Raw genomic sequence first — 25,737 nt, forward strand, 5'->3', positions numbered from 1 at the left:
GTCAGCGGACGTGTCAGTCCGGCGTCAGGGCGCTGTCAGCCGGGCTCGCGAAAGTAGTCACATCAGCAGCACAGACCCTCGAAGGAGAAACACCATGACCGCGTTCCAGACCCCCGAAGCCATCACCGTCGCCGTCGACGTGGCCGCCGGAAACGTCACCGTCATCGCCTCGAACCGCACCGACACCGTCGTCGAGATCCGCCCGGCCGACGCGTCCAAGAAGGAGGACGTGCGCGCCGCCGAGCAGATCCGCGCCGAGTTCGCCGCGGGCACCCTGACCGTGCAGGCCCCCAAGGGCTGGCGGAAGTTCTCCCCGCTCGCGGGCCGCGGGTCGGCCGAGGTCACCATCGAGGTGCCCGCCGGCTCTCGCGTGACCGGCTCGCTCGGCATGGGCCACCTGCTGGGCGCGGGCCCACTGGGCGAGTGCGAGCTGGAGGTCTCCGCCGGCGAGATCACCGTCGAGCGCCCGCTCGGCTCGGTCACCGCGAAGGTCGCGAAGGGTGACATCCGCATCGTCGAGGCCACCCGCGGCGTGATCGACGTGGAGACCTCCACCGGCGACCTGTCGGTCGGCATCCACCCCGGCAGCGCCGCCCGGATGGAGACCAATGCGCAGAAGGGCACCATCCAGAACCAGCTGTACCCCGTCAGCCGGCCGCAGGACATCGTCGAGGTCCACGCCCGGAACTCCTACGGCAACATCACCATCGGGCACACCACCGCCGCCTGACCCGCATGGTCGTCCACATCCCGGCTCGGGGCCGCCCACCCGGCGGCCCCGAGCTCTGCGGAGGGCGAAGCCCTCTACGACGCTCGGCAGGGCGAAGCCCTCTACGACGCTCGGCAGGGCGAAGCCCTCTACGACGCTCCGCAGGGCCAAACCCCCTACGACGCTTTCGATGTCACGCAGCGCGCCGGCATCCTGTCCCGCGACGACAGCCGGCCCTTCCGCGCCCTCCTCGCCGGCACCGAACTCCCGGCCCTGCTCGGACGCCTCCGGCCCGCCCGAATCGGAGCCGGGGTGTGCGCGGCACCGAGCGGGCCGGGACGCCCGGAGGCGCGGCGGTATCGTGGCGATCGTGGATCGTGGTGTCGCCGAGGTTGGCTTGTCCGATGCGGGCCGGGTGCGGGAGTGGCTCGCGGAAGCGGAGCGGAATCCGGCGGGCCTGCCGGACGCGGGATACATCGCGCTGCTGCACGCGGACGGCTCCGAGCTGGAGCGGTTGTGCGAGCTGGCCGACGCGCTCCGGCAGCGAACGGTCGGCGATGCCCTCACCTATGTCGTGAATCGGAATCTTGATACCGCCGTGGTCTCCGGCTCCGCGGCGCGGGAACGACTGGCCGCGCTGGTGTCGGAGGCGCACGCGCTGGGCGCGACCGAGATCTGCATGCAGGGCCCGCTGCCCGCCGACAGCGATGACGACTATCTGGCGCTGATCGCCGCCATCACCGAGACCGCTCCCCTGCACCTGCACGCCTTCCGCCCGGAGGAACTGCTCGACGGCGCCGCGCGCCGCTCGATGCCACTGGACGAATTCCTGGCACGGGCCAAGGATTCCGGCCTCGGATCGGTCCCCGGCACCGGTGCGCGCATCCTCGACGACGATGTCCGCGCCCGGTTGAAGGGTAGCCCGGACCTGCCCGTGAGCCGCTGGGTGGAGGTGATCGAGACCGCCCACCGCGCGGGCCTGACCTCCACCTCGACCATGGTCTACGGGCATGTGGAGACCCCCGCGCAGCAGGTGGCGCACCTGCGGCTGCTCGCCGACATCCAGGATCGCACCGGCGGCTTCACCGAATTCATCGCCATGCCCATGGTTCCCGTGACGGCGGCGTCCGGCTTCCTCGATCCCGTTGTGCCCGAAGCACTCCGGCGGCAGACGCGGGCGGTGCACGCCGTCGCGCGGCTGCTCCTGCACGGGCGCATCGACAATATTCAGGCCGCGTGGCCCCGGTTGGGGCTGGCGGTGGCGGTCGCCCTGCTGCGCGGCGGCGCGAACGATCTCGGCGGCCTGCTGCTCGACGGCCGGCTCGCGCCGGAGTCCGGTCCGGAGGCCGGGCTGAGCCTCACCGTCACCGATGCCGATCGGATCGCCGAGGAGCTGGGCCGCTCGCCGCGCCGCCGCACCACCGGGTACGGCCATGCCTGAGACCACGGATCCGGCCGGCGCCGAAGGACATTCGAGCCCCGAACTGGTCGACGTCCTGATCGTCGGCGCGGGTTTCGCCGGTATCGGCATGGGCATCCAGCTCGCCCGCCGGGGCCGGGACTCCTTCGTCATCATCGAGCAGGCCGACGATGTGGGCGGCACCTGGCGCGACAATCGCTATCCGGGCGTGGCCTGCGATATCCCCGCCCACCTGTATTCCTTTTCGTTCCGGCCGAATCCGCGGTGGTCGCGAGTGTTCGCCGAGGGCGCGGAGATCCACGCCTACCTGCGGTCGTGCGTCCAGCAGGAGGAGCTGGAACCGTATCTGCGGCTGAATTGCGCGCTGGAGCAGGCGGAGTGGGTCGAAGCCGAGGCGCGCTGGTTCGTCCGGACCTCCCGCGGCGACTTCTCGGCCGCCACCCTGATCATCGCCACCGGACGGCTGACCGAACCCAGGATCCCGCCGGTCGCGAAGCTGGAGAATTTCGGTGGGCGGCACTGGCATTCGGCGCGGTGGAATCCGAAGGTGTCGCTGGTCGGCAAGCGGGTCGGCCTGGTGGGCACCGGCGCGTCCGCGGTCCAGATCCTGCCGCGGCTGGCGGGCGAGGCCAGCGAGGTCGTGGTCTTCCAGCGTTCGGCGCCCTATGTGCTGCCGCGCGGGGACCGCTTCTACACCCCCGACGAGTTGTCGAGCTTCGCCGCCGATCCGCGGACCATCACCGAACTGCGCGACGAGCTGTTCGCCGAGGCCGAGCTCAGCATCGCCGCGCGGCGCCGTCGTCACCCGGAGATCGATCTGCTGCACCAGCGCGCCATGGACCATCTGGCGGCCCAGGTCCGCGATCCGCGCCTGCGGCAGCAGCTGACCCCCGACTACGAAATCGGCTGCAAGCGAATCCTTTTCTCCGACGACTACTACGCGGCCCTGCAGCTGGACACCGTCCGCCTGGAGCCGACCGAGCTGACCCGCATCGACGACGGTCTGGCCATCGCCGCGAGCGGGCACACCTACGATCTCGAGATTCTGGTCTTCGCCACCGGTTTCAACGCCACCCGGCCGTCGATCGCCAAGCACATCCGGGGCCGCACTTCACTGCTGTCCGAGCGCTGGAGCAACGGCATGGTCGCGCACGCGTCGACCACCGTCGACGGCTTCCCCAATATGTATGTGCTGGACGGCCCGAACGCGGCGCTGGGCCACAACTCCGCGATCTATGTGATCGAGACCCAGATCGACTACGTGCTCAGCGCCCTGGACCATCTCGCCTCCGGCGCGGACACAGTCCTGGAGGTCACGCCCGAGGCGGTCCGCTCCTCCATGCTCGATATCGAGGAGCGCGCCCGCGACACGGTGTGGACCCAGGGCCGCTGCACGAGCTGGTACCGCGACGAACAGACCGGTCGCGTCACACTGCTCTGGCCGGACTCCGCGGTCTCGTTCCGCCAGAGCAACGGCGCCTTCGACATTTCCGCCTACCGGTGACCCCCGCCGCTCACGCGCCGGAACGGGCCGTGACGCGACGACGGTAACCGCCGGCGGGCAGACGATTCGGTCGTTGTAGCCGCTCTCGCCGTCGAGAATATGCGCACCGCACCGGAATTCGCTTGTCCCGCAGGATGACCACCGCGGGTGCGAAATCGATCGGCACCATCACGCCGGTGGTGACCGCGACCATCGGCGGACTGATCCGCCACCGGTCCGGTCTGGTCGCCGGCAGTCCCCGGACGACCAGGGATACGGCGACCGCAGCCATGGTGGCGATCATTCAGCCATCTTGGCGGACGGCATATCCACAGCGTTTCGGCCGGGACCGGACCGGTCCGTCGGCCTAGGCTGGGGGGCATGACGCCGCTGCAGCGCTATATCGCAGAGGAAATCGCCACCGATCACGCTGAGGGCCTGCTCAGCCGCCGGGAAGCACTCCGGCGGCTCGGACTGCTCGGCATGGGAACACCGGCGGCCGTGGCGCTGCTGGCGGCCTGCGCCGACTCGGGCAAACAGTCCTCCCCCACGACCCCCGCCGCGAGCTCGTCCGCGCCATCGCCGGCCGCACCGCCCGGCACCGCGACAGCCCTGCAGCCCACCGCCATCACCTTCGCCGGACCCGAGGGCCGCACCCTGCAGGCCGCGTGGGCCGAAGCGTCCCAGCCCATGGGCGGCGTGCTGGTCATCCACGAGAACCGCGGTCTGACCGACCACATCCGTTCGGTGACAGGGCGTTTCGCGGGCGTCGGGTATTCGGCGCTCGCGGTGGATCTGCTCTCCGAGGAGGGCGGCACCGCCACCTTCACCGATCAGGCGGCCGCCACCGCCGCGCTCGGCAAGATCCCCCAGGACCGCTTCGTCGCCGATCTGCGCGCGGGCCTGACCGAGCTGCAGCGCCGTGTGCCCGGAAAGAAGCTGGGCGCCACCGGTTTCTGCTTCGGCGGCGGCCTGACCTGGCTGCTGCTCACCTCGGGCACCCCCGAACTCGCGGCCGCCACCCCCTTCTACGGCCCGTTCCCCGACGGGGGCGAGGTCACCGGATCCAAGGCCGCGGTGCTGGCCGTCTACGGCGCGCTGGACAGCCGGGTCGACGCCTCCCGCCCGGCGGCCGAGGCGGCCCTGGACAAGGCGGGGCTCCCGCACGAGAGCTTCGTGGCCGACAATGCCGACCACGCCTTCTTCAACGACACCGGCCCCCGCTACCAGCCCACCGCCGCCGCGGAGGCCTGGCGCCGGGTGCTCGAATGGTACGGCCGCTACCTGGCCTGACCCCGCCGTAACGCCGGCCTCGCCACGCCCCGCGCAGGCGCTGATGGTTCCATGGGCTCGTGGAATTGCGTCAGTTGCGGTATTTCGTGACCGTCGCCGAGGAGCTGCACTTCGGGCGAGCGGCCGAGCGCTTGCACATCGCGCAGCCCGCGGTGAGCCAGCAGGTTCGCCGGCTGGAACGGGACCTGGGCGTGCAGTTGCTGGACCGTTCACCGCGACGGGTGCGGCTGACCGAGGCGGGGTTGCGGTTCCTGCCCGCCGCGCGAGGCGTGCTGGCCGCGGCCGATCAGGCCCGGGCCAGCGTGGCCGGCCTGACGGGTGGCCGCGCGGAGGTGTTCCGGCTGGGCACGGTGACCGGACTGGGCGAGCGCCTGGACGCGGTCCTGGATGCCTTCGCCGAGCAGGCACCGCAGGTGCAGGTCGAGCTGGTGGCGCTGCCGGTGCGGGATCGGCTGGCCCGGGTGGCGGACGGCGGTCTGGACGCCGCCTTCGTGCGCTCGCCGGAACCCGGTGAGAGCCCGGAACTGGACTTCCTGCCCGCCTGGGACGATCCGCTGGTGGTGGCCCTGCCCGCCAAACACGCACTGGCGGCCCAAGATTCGGTCCGGCTGGCGGACCTGGCCACGGTGCCGCTGCGGCTGACCGAACGGCGCAACCATCCGGCGCTGGTGGATCTGGTGCTGAACGCGTGTGTGCGCGCCGGATTCGAGCCGGTGCCCGCGCCCACCTCCACCACCCTGCAGGACACGCTGGCCGCCATCGGCGCGGGTTCGCCCATGTGGACGGTGGTCTACGAATCGAATGCGCGGCAGGTGCACAACGCGCGGGTCGCCTTCCGCCCCTTCGCCGATGCGGGCCTGACCCTGCCCATCGCGCTCGCGGTGCGGGCGAATGCGGCGTCGCCGAATCTGCGCCTGCTGGGCGCTCTGCTCGCGGGCGCGTAGGGATCTCGCGGGCGCGCAGGCGATAACGATCGCTTATCACTGCGCGAACGATCTGCTCATTGGTCGCGGCGTGGATTTCCGGTGAACTGTTCCCAGGCCGCCGAACGGATCGGAGATCGGAACCGCTGGTTCCGAGATGGCCGGTGTACCAGCAGTTTTCGCGAAGGAGAACAGTCATGCCCATCGTCACCGTGCAGCAGGGCCCGCGCACCGTCGAACTGAAGCGGGACCTGGTCCGCCGCATCACCGACGCCTTCGTGGATGCCTATCAGATTCCGGCCGAGGCCGTGCAGGTGTGGATCCACGAGACGCCCGCCGACAGCTGGGGCACGGCCGGTCGCCTGACGGCCGACGGCAAGTAGCCGGTACACCGGCGGGTCGCCAGGGTGGCCGACACCGGCAATGACACAGCCGAAACCAGCTGTGGCGCACCCGAACCGACCCGCCGGTACCGTTAGATGTCGGACCCGTGACAACCTGGCATCGACTGTGCATGCTCCCAGGTAGACCCCCGTTTTGGTGATACAACGGCAGCATGACGGAGGATGTCGGCAGCGCGGCCGTACCGACAGCGGCGGGACGCTCGGTGGAATTCTGGGGCTATTGCATGTGGGGCCTCGCGGGACTGGCGATCGCCACTTCGGAGCTGGCGTCGGTCTTCGGACTGGCGAGCTGGCCGACCATCTCGAACACCATCGGGCATCTGGAGACCCAGCACTCGTTCGTGCGGCTCATCGTCGTGTCAGTGATCGTGCTGCTGGCGTATTACGCTGTCCCGCAACTGGCCACCCCGCCGGAGCCCACCCCACAGACCGTCGCCGGGCGCACCCTCACCGTGAACGGCCGTGTCACCAACCCGGATTCGCCGATCACCCTGCTCGGAACGGGGTATCTGCTGGCCGCGGTGGGCACCTTCGTCTTCGGCGTCCTGTTCGCCGCCGCGGGCCGCGGCATGCACCCGCAGTCCTATCTGGGCGCGTACGTCCTCTACGGACTCATCGCCCTGATGTGGGTCGTCGTGCCCAGCATTCTGGCCATGTTCTTCAGCCGGGATGTCCCCTTCCCCACCCTGTTTCGCACCATCGGCTATCTGGAGCGCCGCGCCCATCCGATCGCCGCGATCCTGCTGGCCGCACTCGTGGTGCTGCTCATCCACCTGGCCTTCTACCCCTGGCCCCGGGTCCAGAGTTGAGCGAGCGGCAACGCGGAACCGGTTGCCCCCGAATTATTTACGGCCGCGTAGCAGCAGAAACGCGGCATAGGCCGCGCCGGAGATGCCGATCACCACGACCACACCGATGGTTGTCAGGATTGCGTCCACCCTTGTGATTCTATGCTTTTCGGCGATCGGACGGGCGCTGTCAGCTCGAACGGTGCGGCCGCCGGCGAGTCGGTAATCTACCGCCGCGTCCTCGAAATCGACCTGGCCACCGGTGAACTCGCCTGCACGTATCAGGACTCGCCACGCGAGGCCTTCCTCACCCCGCACATGGGCGCCTGGCAACACCCCGTTCGCCGAGGCGGCCCTCGGACGCGTCTTCCAGGTGACCCCGGATCGGCGGATCTGATGGGAGTACATAGTCCCGTCGTTCACCGAGCATCCGGACAGCGACAACGTCCGGGTCTTCCCGGCTGTCTCGAACACGATCCTCCATGCCTTTCGGTATGCCGCCGCCGATATCTCCGGGCCGGCACGCCGAATCCCGGAACCGACCCCGCGCGGGCCCGGCGTGCCGCGACTGCTCTACGCCCGGAACAGGCGTATGCAGGAGTTATGGGTCGCCATCCGCAGCGGACGCCGCTCTATGGGGCGCTGATGCTGGTCGGTGTCATGCTCACCGGGCTGTGGGTCCGGGACTGGCCCTGGCTGTGGCTGCGGGCAGCCGGATTCGTCGCATTGTTCGTGATCGCGTTCGCCGGGTTCCTCATGACGTTCCGCGACCTCTCGTGAAGAGGCCGGAGCTTTCTCCTGGCAAACCACCCAAACTGGACGTGTCACAAATATTGCATACATAGCGATTCATGCATATGGTGTTCGTCGGGCACTACCGAAGGAGGGTTATGGGCGGGCACGAGCATTCACACGGGCATGACCACGCCGGACATTCACACGGCGCGACCGCCGACAGCGACAAGCGCTGGCTGGCCGGCGCGCTCGCGGTCATCGTGGCGTTCCTGCTCGGTGAGGTCGTGGTCGGCCTGGTCGCCAGTTCACTGGCGCTGCTCTCCGACGCCGCCCACATGCTCACCGACGCGGCCTCGATCGTGCTGGCGCTGTGGGCCATCCGGCTGGCGGCCCGGCCCGCCGCAGGCCGCATGACCTACGGCTGGAAGCGCGCCGAGATCCTCTCCGCCCAGGCCAATGGCCTGACCCTGCTGGGCCTGGCGGCCTGGCTGACGTACGAGGCCGTCCGCCGCCTGATCAACCCACCCGAGGTGACCGGTGGCCTGGTGCTGGCCACCGCACTGGTCGGCATCATGGTGAACGTGCTGGCCGGCTGGATGATCAGCCGCGCCAACCGGACGAGTCTCAACGTCGAGGGCGCCTACCAGCACATCCTCAATGACCTGTTCGCCTTCATCGCCACCGCGGTCGCCGGTCTGATCATCATGCTCACCGGCTTCGCCCGCGCCGACGGCATCGCCACCCTGATCGTGGTGGTGCTCATGGTGAAGGCGGGTGTGGACCTGGTCCGCGCCTCGGGCCGCATCTTCCTCGAGGCTGCGCCCGCCCACCTCGACCCGGTCGAGATCGGCCGGGAGATGGCCGAGGTGGACTGCGTCATCGAGGTGCACGACCTGCACATCTGGGAGATCACCTCCGGCACCCCGTCACTGTCGGCGCACATCCTGGTCGCGCCCGGCACCGACAGCCAGGCGGTGCGTGCCGCGGTCGCCGGCATGCTCTCCGACAAGCACCACATCGATCACAGCGTGCTCCAGGTCGACTACACCGACCACGAGGAATGCCCGGACACCGAGCACGACCACATCCCGCACTGCCAGGACGCGCACGGCCCCGTGCACCGCAGACCCATTGCCACGAACTGAGAGTCGACTGCCGGCTCAGGCGTGAACGGAGTGCGGCCCGGCGAGCCGCGACAGCGCCGCCGCGGCCGGAGACTCCGGCGCGGCGGTGTACACGACCAGCAGCTGATCGGGATCGCCCGGCAGCGCGAAGGTTTCGTAGCCGAGTTCGAGCCGCCCCACCTCGGCATGCTGAATCAGCTTGGCCCCGCGCGTCTTCTCCTTGATCGGATGCGCGGCCCACAGCCGCCGGAAGACCGCGCTGCGGGCGGAAAGTTCCTCGACCAGCGCGGCCACCCGCGGATCGTCGGGATGCAGTCCCGCATCGCGCCGCAGGAAGGCGACGGTTTCACCGGCCACCGTCTCCCAGTCGGGATAGAACGTCGACGCGGCGGAATCCAGGAACAGGTAGCGCGCCTGGTTGCGTTCCGCCGCCGGCATGCGTGAGAAGCCGGATACCAAGTCACCCAAGGCATTCCAGGCCAGCACATCCATGCGCCGCCCCAGCACGAAGGCGGGCGCGCTGAGGGCGTCGAGCACCAGCCGGACACCGGGGTGGACGGTGTCCCGGTAGACGCTGGACACGGTGGTCGGATGTGCGTCGACGGTGCCGCCCGGCCGGGCCAGCGCGTACAGGTGCAGTCGCTCCTGATCACTCAGCCGCAGCGCGCGGGCGACCGCGTCGAGCACGGCGTCCGAAACATGTTTGCCGCGGCCCTGTTCCAGGCGGATGTAGTAGTCGACGCTCACCCCCGCAAGCTGCGCCACCTCCTCGCGGCGCAGACCGGGGACCCGGCGGCGGCCGTATTCGCGCAGCCCCGCGTCCGCGGGCTGGATCCGGGAGCGGCGCGAGCGAAGGAAGTCGCCGAGATCGTTCTGCATGGGCCCAGCGTACGAATCCATCCTGGTACCGGCAGACCCAGGAAAACCGCAACCCTCGTTGCCGATGGCGCACGCTCGCAGGATGAATGCACACGCAGAAAGCGAAGGAGCATTCGAGATGAGCTACGAGAACCTGTCCGGTCGCACCGCCGTCATCGCCGGAGCCGCCAGCGGCATGGGCGAGGCCACCGCACTGCTGCTGGCCCGCAACGGAGCTCGGGTGGCACTGCTGGCGCGGCGCGCGGATCGGCTGGACACCCTGGCCGCCAAGATCGAAGCGGAGGGCGGGACCGCGCTGGTGGTACCGGTGGACGTCACCGATGCGGTGAGCGTGACCGCCGCGGCGGAGGCGGTGCACACCGCGTTCGGCCCGGTCGATCTGGTGGTGAACTCGGCGGGCGTCATGCTGCCCAACCCGATCACCGACGGCCGCGAGGACGAGTGGACCCGCATGCTGGAGACCAATGTGGCCGGGCGGCTACGCATGATCCGTGCCTTCCTGCCGGACCTGCTGGCCGCCGCGGACGCGGGCCGCACCGCCGACCTGGTCAACATCTCCTCCATCGGCGCGCACGTGGCCTTCCCCGGCTACGCGGTGTACGGGGCCACCCAGGCCGCCATCACCCAGCTGTCGGCGGCATTGCGCACCGAACTCGGCGCGCGCAAGGTGCGCGTCACCAATATCGAGCCCGGCCTCACCGACACCGAACTGGGCAGCCACATCGACAATGTGGAGCTCAGCGGCGAGCTGGACGGCATGTTCGGGTTCATGGAGTCGCTGCGCGCGGACGATATCGCCGATCTGATCGCCTACACCGCCAGCCGTCCGGCGCACGTGAACCTGCGCCAGGTGGTCGTCCTGCCGACCCAGCAGGCTTGAGCGGCCTTGGTGCCGCCCGGCGAAATCGGCCGGGCGGCAGCCACTTCCGCCGAGACACCGCGCCCCCGTATTCAACACGGTGGCGGTGCGGGCTCGGCTTCGGGCCCGGTTCAGCTGTGATAAACAGATTCCGCAGCTCGCAACGAAAGGACGGCATGGCACAGCCCGCCGATTCGTCCGGAGATCCGGTCTCGTCAGAAAAACCCACGGCCCACGTGGAATTCGAGACCATGCTGCTCGGCCGCTACTCCATTGCCGCCCGCTACCGCCGCGACGGCACCCGCCTCGACCGCAGCGCCTACGTCCTGCTCAGCCGCCTCAGCGTCGAGGGACCCATGTCCATCGGCCAGCTCACCGAGGCCTTCGGCCTCGACACCTCGACCGTCAACCGGCAGACCGCCGCCCTGCTGCGCGCCGGACTGGTCGACCGCATCCCCGACCCCATCGGCGGCATCGCCCGAAAATTCCGCATCACCGAGACGGGCGAAGGGGCCCTCGAGGCCGAGCGCCGGGCCAATACCGATGGCCTCGACCGCGTCATGGTGAACTGGTCGGCCGCCGACGTCGCCACCTTCGCGAGCTATCTCGAACGCTTCAACACCGATATCGAGCGCCTCGACGGGCGGCCCTGGCCTCGCCCCTGACGGATCGCCGGGGTCGCGCACCCGGATCCGAAGGTGCGCCCCGACTTCAGGCGATGCGCACCGCGACCCGGCCCCGATTGGCGCGGGTCTCGATGAGCTCGAGTGCGGCATCCATCCGGTCGAGCGGAAGAATGGTCTGATGCGGGCGAATTCGCCCGCACGACAGCAGGTTCCACAGTTCCGCACGCCAGCTCTCCAGCAGATCCGCCCGGGTCCTGCTGAGCAGGCCCATCGAGAAGCCGCCGACGGTCTTCAGCTCACCGAGCAGACTGCCCGCGTCGATATTTCCGCCGAAAGCACTGAAGGCGATCAGACGACCGTGCGGGCCGAGGATGTCCACGCAGCGCTGAGCCACGTCGCCGCCGACGCCATCGAGGACGATGTCCACCCGCTCGGTCCAGGCGTCCGCGTAAGTGACGACCTCGTCCGCGCCACAGCCCCGCAGGAACTCGGCCTTGTCCAGGCTGCCGACTGCCGCGATCACCCGCACCGCGCCCAGCACCCGGGCCAGCTGGACGGCCAGATGCCCGACCCCGCTGGCCGCACCGGTGACCATCACCGACTCCCCCGCGACGAACCCCGCCGTCCGCAGCAGACCCAGGGCGATGACGCCGCCCCGCACCAGCGTGAGCGCGTCGGCGGCATCCACTTCGGCGGGGATCTCGGACATCAATTGCGGTGCGGCGAGGGCATATTCGGCGTACGCCCCCTCGAAGACCACGCCGCCGACCCGCTTGCCCACCCAGTCGGCGAGGTCCGGTCCGGCCGCCACCACCGTGCCGACGATCTCACCGCCGTCGGGGCCGTTGTCCCGCTGCAGCATCCGCACCAGCCCGAGGTGGACGCCCGCCAGCTCTGTGCGCACCAGCAGCTGATCCGGGCCGGGCACGGGCTCGGCAGCGGTAACGATGACGGGGCTGCGGCCGGAGAACTGAATCTTGCGCACTGACAGTGCCTTTCGATGAGATCCGGCGCTTCCGCCGCTGTTCTATGTTGGACCTAAATTTAGTACCACTATACTTTATATGTCAAACCTAATCTTTCTCTCGGACAGAAAGAGCCTGGTCAGCACACAAAAAAGCGCGACGGCCGTCCGGAGACGGCCGCCGCGCCTGACGTGCGGAACGAGCTAGCTGGGAGCCTTCTCGAACTCCTCCACCGCGTGCTGCCTCGAACCCCACCCCACATGCGCCTCCGCGCGCATGCGCTCGATCATGTGCGGGTAGTGCAGCTCGAAGGCCGGGCGCTCGGAGCGGATGCGCGGCAGCTCGTAGAAGTTGTGCCGCGGCGGCGGGCAGGAGGTCGCCCACTCCAGGGAGTTGCCGTAGCCCCACGGGTCGTCCACGGTCACGACCTCGCCGTAGCGGTAGGACTTGAAGACGTTCCACACGAACGGCAGCACCGATGCGCCCAGAATGAACGACCCGATGGTGGAAATGGTGTTCAGCGTGGTGAATCCGTCACTGGGCAGGTAGTCGGCGTACCGGCGCGGCATGCCCTGCGCACCGAGCCAGTGCTGGACCAGGAAGGTGGCGTGGAAGCCGAGGAAGGTGGTCCAGAAGTGCCACTTGCCCAGGCGCTCGTCGAGCATGCGGCCGGTCATCTTCGGGAACCAGAAGTAGATGCCCGCATAGGTGGCGAAGGCGATGGTGCCGAAGAGCACGTAGTGGAAGTGCGCGACCACGAAGTAGGTGTCGGACACGTGGAAGTCCAGCGGCGGCGAGGCCAGGATGACACCCGACAGACCACCGAACAGGAAGGTGACGATGAACCCGACCGCGAACAGCATGGGTGTCTCGAAGGTCAACTGCCCCTTCCACATGGTGCCGATCCAGTTGAAGAACTTCACACCGGTCGGGACCGCGATGAGGAAGGTCATGAACGAGAAGTACGGCAGCAGCACCGCGCCCGTCGCGTACATGTGGTGCGCCCACACCGCGATCGACAGCGCCGCGATGGCGAAGGTCGCGTAGACCAGAGTGGTGTAGCCGAAGATCGGCTTGCGCGAGAACACCGGGATGACTTCGGAGATGATGCCGAAGAACGGCAGCGCGATGATGTACACCTCGGGGTGCCCGAAGTACCAGAACAGATGCTGGAAGAGGATGCTGCCGCCGTTCGACGGATCGTAGATGTGCCCGCCCAGGTGGCGGTCGAAGGCCAGCGCGAACAGGGCGGCGGTCAGGATCGGGAAGGCCACCAGGATGAGGAAACTCGTCACCAGGATGGTCCAGACGAACACCGGCATCCGGAACAGCGTCATGCCCGGGCAGCGCAGGCAGACCACGGTGGTGATCATATTGACGCCGCCGAGGATGGTGCCCAGACCGGAGACGGCCAGACCCAGAATCCACAGGTCGCCGCCCACCCCCGGGGCGTGTGTGATGTCCGACAGCGGCGTGTAGGCGGTCCAGCCGAAGTCGGCCGCACCGCCCGGGGTCAGGAAGCCGCCGGTGGCCACGCTCGCGCCGAACAGGTACAGCCAGTAGCTGAGCGCGTTCAGGCGCGGGAACGCCACGTCGGGCGCGCCGATCTGGAGCGGCAGCACCACATTCGCGAATCCGAACACGATGGCGGTGGCGTAGAAGAGCAGCATGATCGTGCCGTGCATGGTGAACAGCTGGTTGAACTGCTCCGTCGAGAGGAACTGCATGCCCGGCCGCGCCAGCTCGGCGCGCATGAGCAGCGCCATCAGGCCACCGATCAGGAAGAAGCTGATGGCCGTGGTCATGTACATCATCCCGAGCATCTTGGGATCGGTCGTGGTGATCACCTTGAGGATGAACGAGCCCGTGGGGCCGTGCCGCGGCGGATACGGGCGAACCGCCTCGAGATTCTGTTCGGGCTTTGGAGCAACTGCAGTCACCACATCCTCCTCGGGAGGGTTCCGTCCAGCTCTACCAATCGGGGCACAAAGAACGGCGCACAGCGTACCGACAGCAAATCGATCCTCGCCGAAAACACTCCGGTCGGAGTGAATCGCGATCGAAATGCAAGATACTGCAGGGCAACCCTTCGCGTCGATGGCGGCCGAGAACAGGTTTGGTGCGTTGTTCATTGGCAGTTCACGCCGCGCCATCACGAAATACTCACGAGGCGAGGTCCAATATCGGTGCTATGTCTCGATCACTGCGCACCCGCGTTCTCACCGTCGCCGTGGTCGGCAGCCTCGGCACCCTGCTCGCCGTGGGCGCCGCCACCAATGCCCATGGCGAACCCAAGGCCGTGATCCAGGGCCGTACCGAGGTGACCGCCCGGGTCACCGGCGAGAAGCCGGACAACAGGTGCCAGATCGCGGCGTCCGATATCAGTGGCCCGTGGGGCATCGTCGGCGCCGACGGCAGCGTCACCCTCACGCTCGGCGCGGCGCACAGCGACGCCAAGAAGCTGCGCGTCATCTGCGAGGACCCCAAGCGCGGCGACGCCAGCCTGCACACCGTCCGCTCGGACCGGGTGACCTTCGACGGACTGCTCTCCCCCATCCGCCAGATCATGAACAACCGATTCTTCGGGGCCAGGTAACCGTCTTCGGGGCTAGACACCCGGGTGACCGGCGCGGGCGGAGGCGACCGCGGACCGGACCGCGGGGACGGTCTCGGTGGCGAAATGGTGTGTGGCCCGGTCGCCGTCGGGGTCGACGGGGAGCAGGAATTCGCTGATGCCGTGGACCAGCGCCACTTCCGTGAGCTGGCCGGGCGTCATGGTGGGGTCGATGACGTAGGCGCGGCGAATCAGGGCCGGGACGCGGCCCGCACCACGGGCGGCGGCGTCGATGGCGGTCATCATGGCGGTCAGGGTGGCGGGCGGGGCGTAGCCGAAGCTGCCGAGCCAGCCGTCGGCCAGTTCACCGGTCAGGCGCAGGGCGTGGGGACCGTAGACGCCGAGCCAGATGCCGATCGGATGGGCCGGGCGCGGACCGGGTTTCGCGCCGCGCAGCGAATAGAACTCGCCGGCCAGCTGTGAGCGTTCACCCTCGCCCCACAGCGCGCGAACGACCGCGATGGCCTCACGCAGCGCGGCGAGGGCCTGGCCGGGACTGCGGCGGGTGCCGCCCATGGCCTCGATGGCGTCCCAGAACGCGCCGGCTCCCAGACCCAGTTCGACCCGGCCGCCGCTGAGCAGGTCCAGGCTGGCGGCGCTGCGGGCCAGCACCGCGGGCGGGCGCAGCGGGAGGTTCGCGACCGCGGGCATGAGGGTGAGGTTGCGGGTGAGGCCGGCCAGATAGGACAGCAGGGTCCAGGTGTCCAGGAAGGCGGGCTGATACGGATGATCCTGCACCGCCAGCACTTCCAGCCCGGACTCGTCGGCGTGACGCACCAGGCGCAGCAGCGGACGCCCGCGCGCCGCCTCGGGCGGCACGAAGATCCCGAACCGGAGCTCATGCCCGTAATCCGCCATAGCGAATATCAAGCTACCGCGCCGCCGGGGGTGCTCGGGCGAAATCGCGCGGATTCGGCACGTCGGGGGAGCGGCGGCCGCTCCAGATCGTGATCAACTGGCAACCCGATTCCATAGTCGTTGCCGGGCAAGGGAATACAATTGAGCCCGGGTCGCCCGGGTCACGACCCGGTCTTTTCGGCAGTCGGGCCGTTCGCGAGACGGCCGGGTGAAAGGACATGCGCGATGCCGGCTCACAGCACGGTGGACATCACCCTGCGGCACCTGAGGGGAGTAGATCCCTCGGCGTTGCACCACGCGCGGAACCGGTTGGCGGAGACCGGAATCGCACGGCTGGGATTTCTGCTCCCGTACCAGGTCAAACGGGCCCTCGCCGCCGAGGCGCTGACCCTGCTCGATCATCACAAACAGTGGGGCGACCTGCTGCCCGAGGGCGAGGGCCTGGCCCGGCAGCAGGTGGACCTGACCGAGCAGGAGGTGGCCGCCCACGCCTCCTGCATACCGCGGCTCTACGACTGTGAACCCTTGCGGCACAGCCTGTCCGTGGTCGCCGCCGAACCCGTCCTGCCCTGCCCCGAGGCCGGGCGCTACCGTGTCACCCGCCTGCACCACGACGACTCGGTCGGCCAATGGCATTGGGACGACTACGCTTTCGCCCTCGTCCTGGTGGTGGAGTGCCCGCCGCTGGCGGATGGCGGCTTCGTGCAGACGGTGGCGCACACCCGCCGCGACTGGGACCACGCCGACATCTACCGGACCCTGACCCGCAATCCGATCCACTCGTGGGAGTTACAGCCCGGCGACCTCTACCTGATGCGCACCGACACCACCCTGCACCGCGTGCACCCCTTCGCGCACGGCCGCCGCACCATCGTCGCCATGACCTTCGCGTCGCGGACCGACGACGAGCGGGAAATCCGGCGGCGGGCGGCCGAACTCGCGCCCCGATAGCAGAAACGCCGCGCAGAGCTGGGAGTTTGCGCCAACCGGTCGACGTGGCGTGAATCATATACAGTGATAGCCTGATCAACCTTTAACGCAGCGGGGGGCAGAGTCGCCGCACCGTATCCGCTCCGGGCAGTTGTGCCCCTCCCGGCTAAGGCGGCTCCCATGGACCTGCTCAACCCTCTCGACGCGATCTTCCTGGCCATCGAATCCCGCGAGCATCCGATGCACGTGGGCGGCCTGCAGCTGTTCGAACCGCCCGCCGATGCGAGCCCCGGCTATACCCATGAGCTGTTCGAGGCGATGGCCGCGAAAACCGAAGTCCGCACCCGATTCCGGCGCAAACCGAGCCGGCTGCTGGGCGGCTTCTCCAGCCTCGCCTGGTCCCATGCCGAGAACGTGGATCTGGGCTACCACCTGCGGCGTTCCGCGCTGCCGGGGCCCGGCGGCATGGGTGACCTGCTGGACCTCACCGAGCGCCTGCACGGCATCCTGCTGGACCGGCACCGCCCACTGTGGGAGGCCCGGCTCATCGAGGGCCTGTCCGACGGCCGCTTCGCGGTCTACGTGAAGATGCACCACGCCCTCATCGACGGCGTCTCGGCCATGCGGCTGCTGCAGCGCACTCTCACCGACGACCCGCTGGACAGCCGGCTCACCGTCCCGTGGGGCACGGCGCCGGTGCCGCGCGACGACAGCCCCGAATCCGAAAGCCCCTGGACGCAGTTGCGCCGGGCGGTGCCGCGGATCCTGCGTGCCACCGGATCGATCGCCACGCCGTTGCGGGGCGCCATCGACGGGCGGCTCACCCTGCCCATGACCGCCCCGCGCACCGTGCTCAACACCTCCATCGGCGGGGCCCGGCGCATCGCGGTGCGGTCCTGGCCGCTGGAGCGGATCAATGCCGTACGGCTGGCCACCGGGGCCACCGTCAACGACATCGTGCTGGCCATGAGCGCCGCCGCGCTGCGCGCCTATCTGCTCGAGCGTGACGCACTGCCGGACGAGCCGCTGATCGCCATGGTGCCGGTCAACATTCGCAGCTCCGCCGAATCCGATACCTCCGAGGGCAATCTGGTAGCGGCCTGCCTGACCAACCTCGGCACCCACATCGAGGATCCGGCCGCCCGGCTGGAAACCATCAGCACCTCCATGCGCGACGCCAAGCGGGTGTTCACGCAATTGCCGAAGCTGGAGGCCATGCTGCTGTCGGCCGCGCTGATGACACCGCTCGGGGTGTCGCTGCTACCGGGCTTCGAAGCGCTGCCGCGCATGCCGTTCAACCTGGTGATCTCGAATGTGCCCGGGCCGCGTAAGCCGGTCTACATGCAGGGTGCGCGTCTGGACGCCAATTACCCGCTGTCGATACCGTTCGAATCGCAGGCCATGAACATCACGCTGACCACCAATGGCGACAATCTCGATTTCGGCCTGGTCGGCTGCCGCCGCACCGTGCCGGATCTCGATCGCATGACCGATCATCTGGAGAACGGCCTGGCCGAGCTGGAGCGGGCGGTCGGCTGACGCCTCGTGGCACAGGGCCGCGCAGGGCCTCATTACGCTGGTCCGCGTGGAAACAACGTGGCCCGAACTGCGCACCGAGTGCCTGATCCTCGAGGACGAGGCGGTCCTGGCCCTGAACAAGCCGGCCGGGATCTCGGTGACGGGTGAACGCCACGACACCGACATCGTGGAAATGGCCGCGGCGCAGGGCGAGACGCTGTATCCGGTGCATCGGATCGACAAGGTCACCTCGGGTCTCGTCCTGCTGGCCAAGGAGCTGTCCGCGCACGGGCAGCTCACCCGGCAGTTCAACAAGCGCACCGCGGAGAAGGTGTACCTGGCCGTCACCGCCTCCACGGGCCTGCCCGACCGCGGCGTCATCGACCTGCCGCTGAGTGTGGGCCGCAAGAACCGGGTGCGAATCGCCGCGCCCCGCGAGAGCATTCACCGCGCGGGCGACACCTGGCTGGTCGACGAGCAGGAGGTGGCGGCGGGCAAGAGCTATCCGTCGGTCACCGAATTCACCACCCTGGCCCGCACCGGTTCCCATACCGTGCTGGCGCTGCGCCCGATCACCGGGCGGCGGCATCAAATTCGCGTGCACCTGGCTTGGATCGGTCACCCCATTGTCGGCGACCCGCTCTTCGACCGGTCCGGCGAATTTCCGCGCACGCATCTGCACTCGTGGCGTTTGACCCTGGACGCGTCCTGGCGTCCCACCGGCACACTGGAACTGGAGGCCGAGCCGGGCGCCGACTTCTGGCGTGTCGGCGACACTCCGGTCACCACCGATCCGCGGCAACTGTTGAGCAGCGCAAGCGAACTCATGACCCACACCACATCGACCGGTAACTGATACGACTTCGCTATATTGGGTGGCGGGTCTCACCGAGACCGCATCAGGGCAGGTCAATTAGCCTGAACGGGGTGACCGCGGAGCGGCGGCACAGCCGGGCGCAACGATGCGGCCCTTCACAGAAAGCGAACGCCGATGGTTCTGCTGGCTCAGCTCAGTGACACCCATTTCAATATGGGCGCACGGAATGTCGAACGCGCCGAACGGGTGATGGCCTTTCTCGCCGAGCTACCGCAGCGACCCGACGTCATCATCGTCACGGGGGACATCGCCGACGAGGGCGATGTGGAGGAGTACCAGCAGGCGCGCGCGGCCCTGACGGCCGATCTGCCCGTGCTGATCCTGCCCGGCAATCACGACGACCGCGCCAATATGCGCAGCGTGCTCTTCCCCGCCACCTCGGGCACCGGACCCATCAACCAGTCCTACCGAATCAACGGCGTGACCCTGGCCCTGCTCGACTCCAGCATCCCCGGCAAACCGGAGGGCCTGCTCGCGGACGAGACCTACGACTTCCTCACCGAGGTGCTGGCGGCCGCCCCCGACGATGAGGTGGTGCTGGTGGCCATGCATCATCCGCCGGTGCCGGTGCAGTCCACCGTCGTGGATCCCATCCGGCTCACCAATCCGGAGCGCCTGGCCGAGATCGTGGCGGGCGACGACCGCATCGCCGCCGTCCTCACCGGCCACGTGCACGCCGGGCTCATGACCCAGTTCGCGGGCAAGCCGCTGATCGTGGCGCCCAGCGTCTCCTCCACCATCGGCTGCGAATGGGAAACGGCCGCACCGGGACACGTGCCGATCGACTTCGCGCCCGACCCGTCGATGATCTTCCACTCCATCACCGACGGCCGGCTGCTGTCGATGTTCCGGCCCATCGCCATGGGCGGCTGGCTCAGCGAACCGGCGGAGTGATCGCGCCGCGCCGATAGGCCGACGGCGTAGTGCCGGTCCAGCGTTTGAAGGCGTGAATGAAGGTGGACGCCTCCGCGTAGCCGAGCCGGATCGCCACATCACTCACCGACAGCGGTGTGGCCGTGAGCATCTCCTCGGCCAGTGCGCGCCGCACCTCGTCCAGCAGCTGCCGGTAGCTGGTGCCCGCCGCGTCCAGGTGGCGGCGCAGGGTACGGGTGCTCATATTGAGATCCCTTGCCACCGAATCGATTCCGGGCGGTACCGCGAAACCGTCCAGGCCGCCGCGCGGCACCAGCAGCTCCCGCACCTCGGCGGCGATGCCGGTGCGGGCGCGACGCCGGGAGACCAGTTCGGTGCACTGCGCCAGGCACATGGCCCAGGTGTGCTCGTTGGCCTGCGGCAGCGGCTGCTCCAGGATCGCCGGATCCATGGTGAAAAGATTGTGCTCCGACTCGAAATTCGGTGTCAGCCCGTAGATTTCGGTGTAGAGGCGGAGGTCGGGCGGCGGCTCGAAGTCGAAGTCGGCGCGCAGCAGTTCGACGCGGTGACCCATCAGGTCCGACAGCATCTGGAACATGGCGGTGACGTCGCGTTCCACCAGGAAGCGGCGGACGTCGGCGGGCACCCGCTCGTCGTGGATGCGGGCCACGAATTCGCCCGGCCGCCAGCGGGCCGCCGGAATGCAGAAGGTGAAGCTGAGCTCCAGGTAGCGCAACGCGAGGGAGATGGCCTCGCCGAGGGTGGGGCTGCTGACGCAGGCGAAGCCGAAGATGCCGAAGGTGGTGATGCGGTACCGCCGGCCCACCTCCAGCCCGAGATCGGGGCGGGCGCCCAGTTCGCGCACCAGGTTCCGGATCACCGCCAGTTCGGTGTGCGCGTCGATCTGCTCGTCCGGATTGGCCAGCTGTTTCTCGCTCAGCCCGCTCCCCTGCAGCATGCGGGCGGGCGGGACTCCGTGCTCGCGCGCGAATCCGACCATGAGGGCGACACTCGCCACGCCGCGCGGGAAATTCCAGTCGCGAATCCCCGCCTCCTGCACCGTGCCCATAGCCTGATTATGGCCGAAATTCTCGATCCGGTCGCCCACCAAATCGATCGCTCGCTCCTACAGTGAGAAGGGTCTTCGATGTGAGGAGCACCACAATGCCGTCCGTCATCATCATCGGCGCCGGATTCGGCGGGCTCGGCATGGCGATCGAGTTGCAGCGCAATGGCTTCCGCGAGTTCACCATCCTGGAGAAGGCGGCCGACCTGGGCGGGGTGTGGCGGGAGAACGCCTACCCCGGGGCGGCCTGCGATGTGCCGTCACCGCTGTACTCGTTCGCGCACGAGCCCAAACCGAAGTGGCGGCAGCGGTATTCGACACGCGAGGACATCTGGGCGTACATGCGCGGGATCGCCGAGCGGCATCGGCTGCTGGACCATATCGTGTTCGGGACCGAGGTCACCGAGGCGGAGTTCGACGAGACGACCGGGCAGTGGACGGTGCGCACCGCCGACGGCGTGACGCGCACCGCGGATGTGCTGGTCCCGGCCGTCGGGCAGCTGTCGCGCCCGGCCATGCCGCCGATTCCGGGCATCGAGGTGTTCGGCGGGGAATCGTTCCATTCGGCGCTGTGGGATCACCGGGTCGAACTGGCCGGCAAGCGGGTGGCCTGCATCGGGACCGGGGCCAGCGCGATCCAGTACATTCCCGAGATCCAGCCGCAGGCCGCTCATCTGACGGTGTTCCAGCGCACCGCCGCCTGGGTGCTGCCCAAGTTCGACACCGACTACAAGCCGGTGCATCAGCGGATCCTCATCTCGATTCCGGGAATGCCGAAGGCCGAACGCCTTTCGTGGTGGCTGATCGCCGAGTTCATAGCGCTGGGGTTGGTCGAGTTCCCCGGCATCGTGCGCGCGGTCGCGCGGATCGCGAAGAAGCATCTGGAGGTGAAGGTCGCCGATCCGGAGCTGCGCGCCAAGCTCACCCCCGACTACCCCATCGGCTGCAAGCGCGGACTGTTCTCCAACGACTACTTCCCGGCCCTGACCCAGCCCAATGTGCGCGTGGAGACCACCGCCATCAGCGAGATCGTCCCCGAGGGCGTCCGCACCGCCGACGGCGTGCTGCACCAGGCCGACGTCATCATCTACGGCACCGGCTTCAAGGGCACGGAATTCCTGTGGCCCATGAAGATCCGGGGCCGCGGCGGCCGCGATCTGAGCGACGTGTGGGACGGCGGCGCCCACGCCTACCTGGGCATCACGGTCCCCGAATTCCCCAATATGTTCATGGTCTACGGCCCCAACACCAACCTCGCCGTCGGATCCATCATCTACATGATCGAATCCCAGGCCCACTACATCCGCCGCGCCCTGCAACTCCTCGGCGAACGACCGCGCACCTATCTGGAAGTCCGCCGCGAGGCCGAGCTGGCCTTCAATGACGCCCTTCAGCAGCGCCTGGCCCGCACCCCGTGGAACTTCTGCACCAGCTGGTATCGGACACCCTCCGGCCGGATCACCAACAACTGGCCCGGCACCACCCGCAGCTACCGCCGCCGCACCCGCACCCTTCGCATCCCCGACTACGCCTTCACCCCGATCGGAGGCTGATCAGCAACCGGTTGGCATATATTCACGGCATGCGCCCGGGCCTCCGCACCGCCCGGCATCTGATCGAGGTGATCTCCAAGGATCCCGCGTGGTCGCGAAATTCCTCGCCCACCAAGTCATCTCAACCGCGGTAGGGAGCACGGTGCCGGCAGCGGATACCGAGCGATCCGCTTCGGCCTCTCCCGCCGGCACCGTTACCTTCCCGATTCCTCGGCTTCACCGCTCAATGAGAATCAGAAGGGAAAACCGCTGGTCAGTACTGGTGGCAGCTGTCGGCAACCTGGCGCAGGTGCGAGCCGAAGTCCGAGCTGATGTCGGTGGGCGCGTTCAGCTGCTGCTGTTCGGCGAGCAGGGCCTGGAAGGCGAGACGCCGCTGCGCGGTCGGCTGGTCGTAGGCCATCTGGAACACGGCCTTGCGCGCCGGTGCGGCATCGAGCTGCGCTGCGGTATCGGGATCCACCTGATGGAAGGCGGCGTCGATCTGGTCGAACGAGCAACTCGAGCTCAGCAACGGGTCGAGATCGTTCATCGGATCGGCGCCCGCCACTCCCGCACCGGACAGCGCCGCACCGACGGCGAATCCGGCAATCGTCACTGCAATCACGCCTGCATACCGCGCACTGATCAACCTCATGTGAGACCAACCTTTCGAAGTAGCTGGATCTGTGGATGACAACCGGCCCTCGGCCGGGCCGGACCGAAGGGTAGCCGAGGGCCGCGGGGGCCGGAGAGCTGGACTCCAGCCTCCACCCACCCTGCTGGACAAACGCCGCACAACACCTTTGTCGCCACGCGCGAGTCATCGTTGACCGCGAGTACCAGGCCACATAGCTTGTTCTCCGATGCGCCGGAATTCTTGCCGGCGTAAGCAGTGGTCCGTGGTATCCGGAGCGTCGGCCGATACACACTGGAGGCCTTTTTTGAAGCGCGATGCCGCACGGTTCGGGAAACGCACGAATGGATCGACCAAGCGATCGAGAACAATCCGATACAGGTGGCGCGCCGGACTCATCGGCGCAGTCACTCTGCTGACGACGGTAGTAGCGGTGCCCAGCGCCCGCGCCGATATCCCCTTCCCCGACAACGATCCGTTCTACGCGGCGCCCGCCAACCTGGGAAATGTGGCGAACGGGTCGATTCTCAACTCCCGGCCGATCACGGTGTTCGGGCAGTCGCTGCTGCCGGTGGCGGGCTGGCAGGTCCAATACCGAACCACCGGCTCCAGCGGCGAGGCCGCCGCCGATATGGCAACGGTGTTGTTGCCCAATACCCCGTGGAACGGGCCGGGTGACCGCCCGCTGCTGGCGTTCCAGGTCGCCGAGGACAGTCTCGGAACACGGTGCGCGCCATCGTTCGCGCTGCGCGGCGGACGCGGCTTCTCCATCATCACCACCCTGCTGGATGTCCCGTTCCTGACTCAGGCGCTGTGGCGCGGCTGGGCGGTGGTGATATCCGACTACCAGGGCCCGCAGTCCCGCTTCTTCGACGGCGTCAACTCCGGCCGGGCCGTGCTGGACGGCGTGCGTGCCGCCAAATCCTTTGCCCCACTGGGCCTTACCACGAACAGCGCGCTCGGTGCCTGGGGCTACTCGGGCGGCGCCTTCGCCACCCTGTGGGCCATGCAGATGCGGTCGAGCTACGCACCCGAGCTCCGGTTCGCGGGCGTGACCTCCGGAGGCGTACCCGTCGACATCCCCTCCATGATGCGCGGGGTGGACGGCGGTTTCCAGGCCGGGCTCGCCGTGCTCATCCTGATCGCCCTGGCGCGCAACGATTTCGGCACCGGATTGGCCAAACTACTCAATGACAACGGCCGCACGCTCCTGGCCCGAGAGGCCACGTCATGCGCCGGCGACCTGGTGCTCCACCACACCATGCGACATCTCGACGAGTACTCGACCGCACCGAATCTCGTCGACAGCCAACCGTTCAAGGACGCCGCCATCCGTCAGGAACTGGGCGGCCAGGCCCCCGATACCCCGCTGTACCTCTACCACAGCAATGCCGACGACGTCATCCCGGCGGGAGGCTTCAGCGCCCTCGTCGACCGCTACTGCGCCCTCGGCGCAAACCTGACCGCCATCCACTCACAGATACCGGGCCACAACCCCGCAGCAGTCGTGGAATCCCTGGGAGCCATGAACTTCCTGTCCGACCGCTTCGCCGGCAAACCGATGCCCCCCGGCTGCAGCGTGCGCTGAGGCGCTGATTGCGGGGATCGGCCGCTACTCACCGAAGGCGGCGAGGCCGGCTTGCCAGGCGGCCCCGAGGCCGGCGTCGCCGGGAAAGCGGCCGTCGATTTCGAGGCTCACCATGCCGTGGGCGAAGGCCCAGAGGGCGCGGGCTCGGGCCTGGTCGCCGCCGACCGCTGCGACCAGTGGCTGCGCGGCGCGCTCTTCGAGGTCCGGGGGGAGCAGGTCTCGGCGCAGGGGACGGTAGTTCATGAGGCGGTAGACGTGCGGGTGGGACAGGGCATAGTCGCGGTACGCCGCGGCGACGCCCGGGAGACCCTGTGACGCGGCCTTTTCCAGGGCCTGCGCCACCTCGGTGAAAGCCTGGGCCACCACCAGGGTTTCGAGGGCGGTCTTGTCGGGGACGTGTTTGTAGAGGGAGGGGGCCTTGATGCCCAGTGCCTCGGCGACGTTTCGCATGGTCAAGGCCTCGGGACCCTGGGCGTCCAATAGCGCGCGAGCGGCGGCGGCGATCTGCCGCTGCCGCTCGGTGAGCGTTCCGGTCGGGTCAGGCACGGAGGAATCCGTCCGCGGTGCGCAGGCCGTAGCCGGCGATGCGATCGATGCCGATGTGCAGCATCCAGGCCAGGAGGAAGGTGAACAGGGCCGGGATCTGCAGGGGGGCAATGGCGTACGCCGCGGCCAGGGCCAGGGGGATCCAGGCGCGGTGGGCGGCGTTGTAGAAGGGGACGGCCCGGCGGGGCAATTGACCCTGCTGCACAGGGCCTTTCGCGCCGATGGCGGCGAAGAAGGTGAGGTCGGGGGCGATGAGGCCGGCCGTCAGGGCCAGCCAGGAGCCGGTGCCGTGGTTGACGCCCTCGAAGATGGCGAATGCGGCGAGGAAGACGGTCCAGGTGATCCATCCGGCCTTGCGGACGAGGGCCGGGACACGGTGATCGGTGGTGGCCGGCAGGTTGGCGGCGATGGTGGTCATCGGACCCTCCGAGGCTTCTAGCTGGAGCTAACGTTGTTAGCCATTACATTAGGCTAACGCCGTTAGCCCGTCAAC

Annotated in this window: 28 protein-coding genes; 19 read left to right on the plus strand and 9 right to left on the minus strand. The window is 68.5% G+C overall.

Features of this window, described 5'->3' with window-relative positions; all coding sequences use genetic code 11:
* Positions 1 to 94: 94 nt before the first annotated feature.
* From ACIRRA_RS00980 to ACIRRA_RS01015, 8 genes are all read left to right on the plus strand, one after another.
* Positions 95 to 730 (plus strand): DUF4097 family beta strand repeat-containing protein, encoded by a 636-nt coding sequence (locus ACIRRA_RS00980; RefSeq protein WP_402761360.1) that lies wholly within the window; start codon positions 95 to 97, stop codon positions 728 to 730.
* A 349-nt stretch (positions 731 to 1,079) separates the two neighbouring features.
* Positions 1,080 to 2,150 (plus strand): FO synthase, encoded by a 1,071-nt coding sequence (locus ACIRRA_RS00985; protein ID WP_402761363.1) that lies wholly within the window; start codon positions 1,080 to 1,082, stop codon positions 2,148 to 2,150.
* Entirely contained in the window at positions 2,143 to 3,633 is a 1,491-nt protein-coding gene (locus tag ACIRRA_RS00990) for a flavin-containing monooxygenase (RefSeq protein WP_402761366.1), read from the plus strand. The genes ACIRRA_RS00985 and ACIRRA_RS00990 overlap by 8 nt, the downstream gene beginning before the upstream one ends.
* 122 nt (positions 3,634 to 3,755) lie before the next feature.
* The gene (locus ACIRRA_RS00995; protein WP_402761369.1) at positions 3,756 to 3,983 is read left to right on the plus strand and encodes a hypothetical protein; all 228 of its coding nucleotides are present in this window, start codon (positions 3,756 to 3,758) and stop codon (positions 3,981 to 3,983) included.
* 10 nt (positions 3,984 to 3,993) lie between these two features.
* Entirely contained in the window at positions 3,994 to 4,905 is a 912-nt protein-coding gene (locus ACIRRA_RS01000; protein ID WP_402761372.1) for a dienelactone hydrolase family protein, read from the plus strand.
* A 59-nt stretch (positions 4,906 to 4,964) separates the two neighbouring features.
* Positions 4,965 to 5,849: a LysR substrate-binding domain-containing protein gene (locus ACIRRA_RS01005; RefSeq protein ID WP_402761375.1), complete on the plus strand. Its 885-nt coding sequence runs from the start codon at positions 4,965 to 4,967 to the stop codon at positions 5,847 to 5,849.
* A 143-nt stretch (positions 5,850 to 5,992) separates the two neighbouring features.
* Complete coding sequence (gene dmpI, locus ACIRRA_RS01010; protein ID WP_402761378.1) at positions 5,993 to 6,211, plus strand: 4-oxalocrotonate tautomerase DmpI; 219 nt, start codon at positions 5,993 to 5,995, stop codon at positions 6,209 to 6,211.
* 173 nt (positions 6,212 to 6,384) lie between these two features.
* Complete coding sequence (locus ACIRRA_RS01015) at positions 6,385 to 7,041, plus strand: hypothetical protein (RefSeq protein WP_402761380.1); 657 nt, start codon at positions 6,385 to 6,387, stop codon at positions 7,039 to 7,041.
* Positions 7,042 to 7,074: 33 nt separating this feature from the next.
* On the opposite strand, the gene ACIRRA_RS01020 is transcribed toward ACIRRA_RS01015, so the two are convergent.
* Positions 7,075 to 7,494 (minus strand): hypothetical protein, encoded by a 420-nt coding sequence (locus tag ACIRRA_RS01020; RefSeq protein ID WP_402761382.1) that lies wholly within the window; start codon positions 7,492 to 7,494, stop codon positions 7,075 to 7,077.
* Between the two features lie 129 nt (positions 7,495 to 7,623).
* On the opposite strand from ACIRRA_RS01020, the gene ACIRRA_RS01025 reads away from it, so the two are divergent.
* Positions 7,624 to 7,800, plus strand: coding sequence for a hypothetical protein (locus ACIRRA_RS01025; RefSeq protein WP_402761385.1), 177 nt, complete (start codon positions 7,624 to 7,626; stop codon positions 7,798 to 7,800).
* Positions 7,801 to 7,910: 110 nt separating this feature from the next.
* On the plus strand, positions 7,911 to 8,900 hold the full coding sequence (locus ACIRRA_RS01030) for a cation diffusion facilitator family transporter (RefSeq protein WP_402761388.1): 990 nt from the start codon (positions 7,911 to 7,913) through the stop codon (positions 8,898 to 8,900).
* 15 nt (positions 8,901 to 8,915) lie between these two features.
* On the opposite strand, the gene ACIRRA_RS01035 is transcribed toward ACIRRA_RS01030, so the two are convergent.
* Positions 8,916 to 9,758 carry a helix-turn-helix transcriptional regulator gene (locus tag ACIRRA_RS01035; protein WP_402761390.1) on the minus strand — a complete coding sequence of 281 codons (843 nt, stop codon included), beginning with the start codon at positions 9,756 to 9,758 and terminating at the stop codon, positions 8,916 to 8,918.
* A 118-nt stretch (positions 9,759 to 9,876) separates the two neighbouring features.
* Between ACIRRA_RS01035 and ACIRRA_RS01040 the strand changes: the two genes are divergently transcribed.
* Complete coding sequence (locus ACIRRA_RS01040) at positions 9,877 to 10,638, plus strand: SDR family oxidoreductase (RefSeq protein ID WP_402761393.1); 762 nt, start codon at positions 9,877 to 9,879, stop codon at positions 10,636 to 10,638.
* A gap of 155 nt (positions 10,639 to 10,793) precedes the next feature.
* Positions 10,794 to 11,282, plus strand: a complete 489-nt coding sequence (locus ACIRRA_RS01045) for a MarR family winged helix-turn-helix transcriptional regulator (protein ID WP_402761395.1) — start codon at positions 10,794 to 10,796, stop codon at positions 11,280 to 11,282.
* A 46-nt stretch (positions 11,283 to 11,328) separates the two neighbouring features.
* Here the strand turns inward: ACIRRA_RS01045 and ACIRRA_RS01050 are convergent, their stop codons facing one another.
* Positions 11,329 to 12,228: a zinc-binding alcohol dehydrogenase family protein gene (locus ACIRRA_RS01050; protein ID WP_402761398.1), complete on the minus strand. Its 900-nt coding sequence runs from the start codon at positions 12,226 to 12,228 to the stop codon at positions 11,329 to 11,331.
* Between the two features lie 183 nt (positions 12,229 to 12,411).
* Positions 12,412 to 14,148 carry a cytochrome c oxidase subunit I gene (ctaD, locus tag ACIRRA_RS01055; protein WP_402761401.1) on the minus strand — a complete coding sequence of 579 codons (1,737 nt, stop codon included), beginning with the start codon at positions 14,146 to 14,148 and terminating at the stop codon, positions 12,412 to 12,414.
* 251 nt (positions 14,149 to 14,399) lie between these two features.
* On the opposite strand from ctaD, the gene ACIRRA_RS01060 reads away from it, so the two are divergent.
* Complete coding sequence (locus ACIRRA_RS01060) at positions 14,400 to 14,804, plus strand: hypothetical protein (RefSeq protein WP_402761403.1); 405 nt, start codon at positions 14,400 to 14,402, stop codon at positions 14,802 to 14,804.
* A 12-nt stretch (positions 14,805 to 14,816) separates the two neighbouring features.
* Here the strand turns inward: ACIRRA_RS01060 and ACIRRA_RS01065 are convergent, their stop codons facing one another.
* Positions 14,817 to 15,680, minus strand: coding sequence for an LLM class flavin-dependent oxidoreductase (locus ACIRRA_RS01065; protein ID WP_402761406.1), 864 nt, complete (start codon positions 15,678 to 15,680; stop codon positions 14,817 to 14,819).
* Positions 15,681 to 15,905: 225 nt separating this feature from the next.
* Here ACIRRA_RS01065 and ACIRRA_RS01070 point away from each other — a divergent pair, with 225 nt between their 5' ends.
* The 4 genes from ACIRRA_RS01070 to ACIRRA_RS01085 all read left to right on the plus strand — a co-directional run bounded on the left by ACIRRA_RS01070 (position 15,906) and on the right by ACIRRA_RS01085 (position 19,899).
* Positions 15,906 to 16,631, plus strand: a complete 726-nt coding sequence (locus tag ACIRRA_RS01070; RefSeq protein ID WP_402761409.1) for a hypothetical protein — start codon at positions 15,906 to 15,908, stop codon at positions 16,629 to 16,631.
* A 159-nt stretch (positions 16,632 to 16,790) separates the two neighbouring features.
* Positions 16,791 to 18,149 (plus strand): wax ester/triacylglycerol synthase family O-acyltransferase, encoded by a 1,359-nt coding sequence (locus tag ACIRRA_RS01075; RefSeq protein ID WP_402761412.1) that lies wholly within the window; start codon positions 16,791 to 16,793, stop codon positions 18,147 to 18,149.
* A 46-nt stretch (positions 18,150 to 18,195) separates the two neighbouring features.
* Complete coding sequence (locus ACIRRA_RS01080) at positions 18,196 to 18,984, plus strand: RluA family pseudouridine synthase (protein WP_402761415.1); 789 nt, start codon at positions 18,196 to 18,198, stop codon at positions 18,982 to 18,984.
* Between the two features lie 135 nt (positions 18,985 to 19,119).
* Positions 19,120 to 19,899 (plus strand): metallophosphoesterase, encoded by a 780-nt coding sequence (locus tag ACIRRA_RS01085; protein ID WP_402761417.1) that lies wholly within the window; start codon positions 19,120 to 19,122, stop codon positions 19,897 to 19,899.
* Here the strand turns inward: ACIRRA_RS01085 and ACIRRA_RS01090 are convergent.
* Positions 19,880 to 20,947 (minus strand): AraC family transcriptional regulator, encoded by a 1,068-nt coding sequence (locus ACIRRA_RS01090; RefSeq protein ID WP_402761420.1) that lies wholly within the window; start codon positions 20,945 to 20,947, stop codon positions 19,880 to 19,882. The genes ACIRRA_RS01085 and ACIRRA_RS01090 overlap by 20 nt on opposite strands.
* A gap of 95 nt (positions 20,948 to 21,042) precedes the next feature.
* Here ACIRRA_RS01090 and ACIRRA_RS01095 point away from each other — a divergent pair, with 95 nt between their 5' ends.
* Positions 21,043 to 22,497: a flavin-containing monooxygenase gene (locus ACIRRA_RS01095; RefSeq protein ID WP_402761423.1), complete on the plus strand. Its 1,455-nt coding sequence runs from the start codon at positions 21,043 to 21,045 to the stop codon at positions 22,495 to 22,497.
* A 253-nt stretch (positions 22,498 to 22,750) separates the two neighbouring features.
* Here the strand turns inward: ACIRRA_RS01095 and ACIRRA_RS01100 are convergent, their stop codons facing one another.
* Positions 22,751 to 23,131, minus strand: a complete 381-nt coding sequence (locus ACIRRA_RS01100) for a hemophore-related protein (protein ID WP_402761425.1) — start codon at positions 23,129 to 23,131, stop codon at positions 22,751 to 22,753.
* A gap of 412 nt (positions 23,132 to 23,543) precedes the next feature.
* Between ACIRRA_RS01100 and ACIRRA_RS01105 the strand changes: the two genes are divergently transcribed.
* Positions 23,544 to 24,698 carry a lipase family protein gene (locus tag ACIRRA_RS01105; RefSeq protein WP_402761428.1) on the plus strand — a complete coding sequence of 385 codons (1,155 nt, stop codon included), beginning with the start codon at positions 23,544 to 23,546 and terminating at the stop codon, positions 24,696 to 24,698.
* Positions 24,699 to 24,722: 24 nt separating this feature from the next.
* Here the strand turns inward: ACIRRA_RS01105 and ACIRRA_RS01110 are convergent, their stop codons facing one another.
* Both ACIRRA_RS01110 and ACIRRA_RS01115 read right to left on the minus strand, forming a co-directional pair.
* Positions 24,723 to 25,244: a TetR/AcrR family transcriptional regulator gene (locus tag ACIRRA_RS01110; protein ID WP_402761431.1), complete on the minus strand. Its 522-nt coding sequence runs from the start codon at positions 25,242 to 25,244 to the stop codon at positions 24,723 to 24,725.
* A complete protein-coding gene (locus ACIRRA_RS01115) occupies positions 25,237 to 25,662 on the minus strand; it encodes a DUF4260 family protein (protein ID WP_402761434.1) in 426 nt (141 codons plus the stop codon). Before ACIRRA_RS01115 ends, ACIRRA_RS01110 begins: the two co-directional genes overlap by 8 nt.
* Between the last annotated feature and the right edge of the window lie 75 nt (positions 25,663 to 25,737).

The organism is Nocardia sp. NPDC101769 (assembly GCF_044766925.1).
GTDB lineage: Bacteria > Actinomycetota > Actinomycetes > Mycobacteriales > Mycobacteriaceae > Nocardia.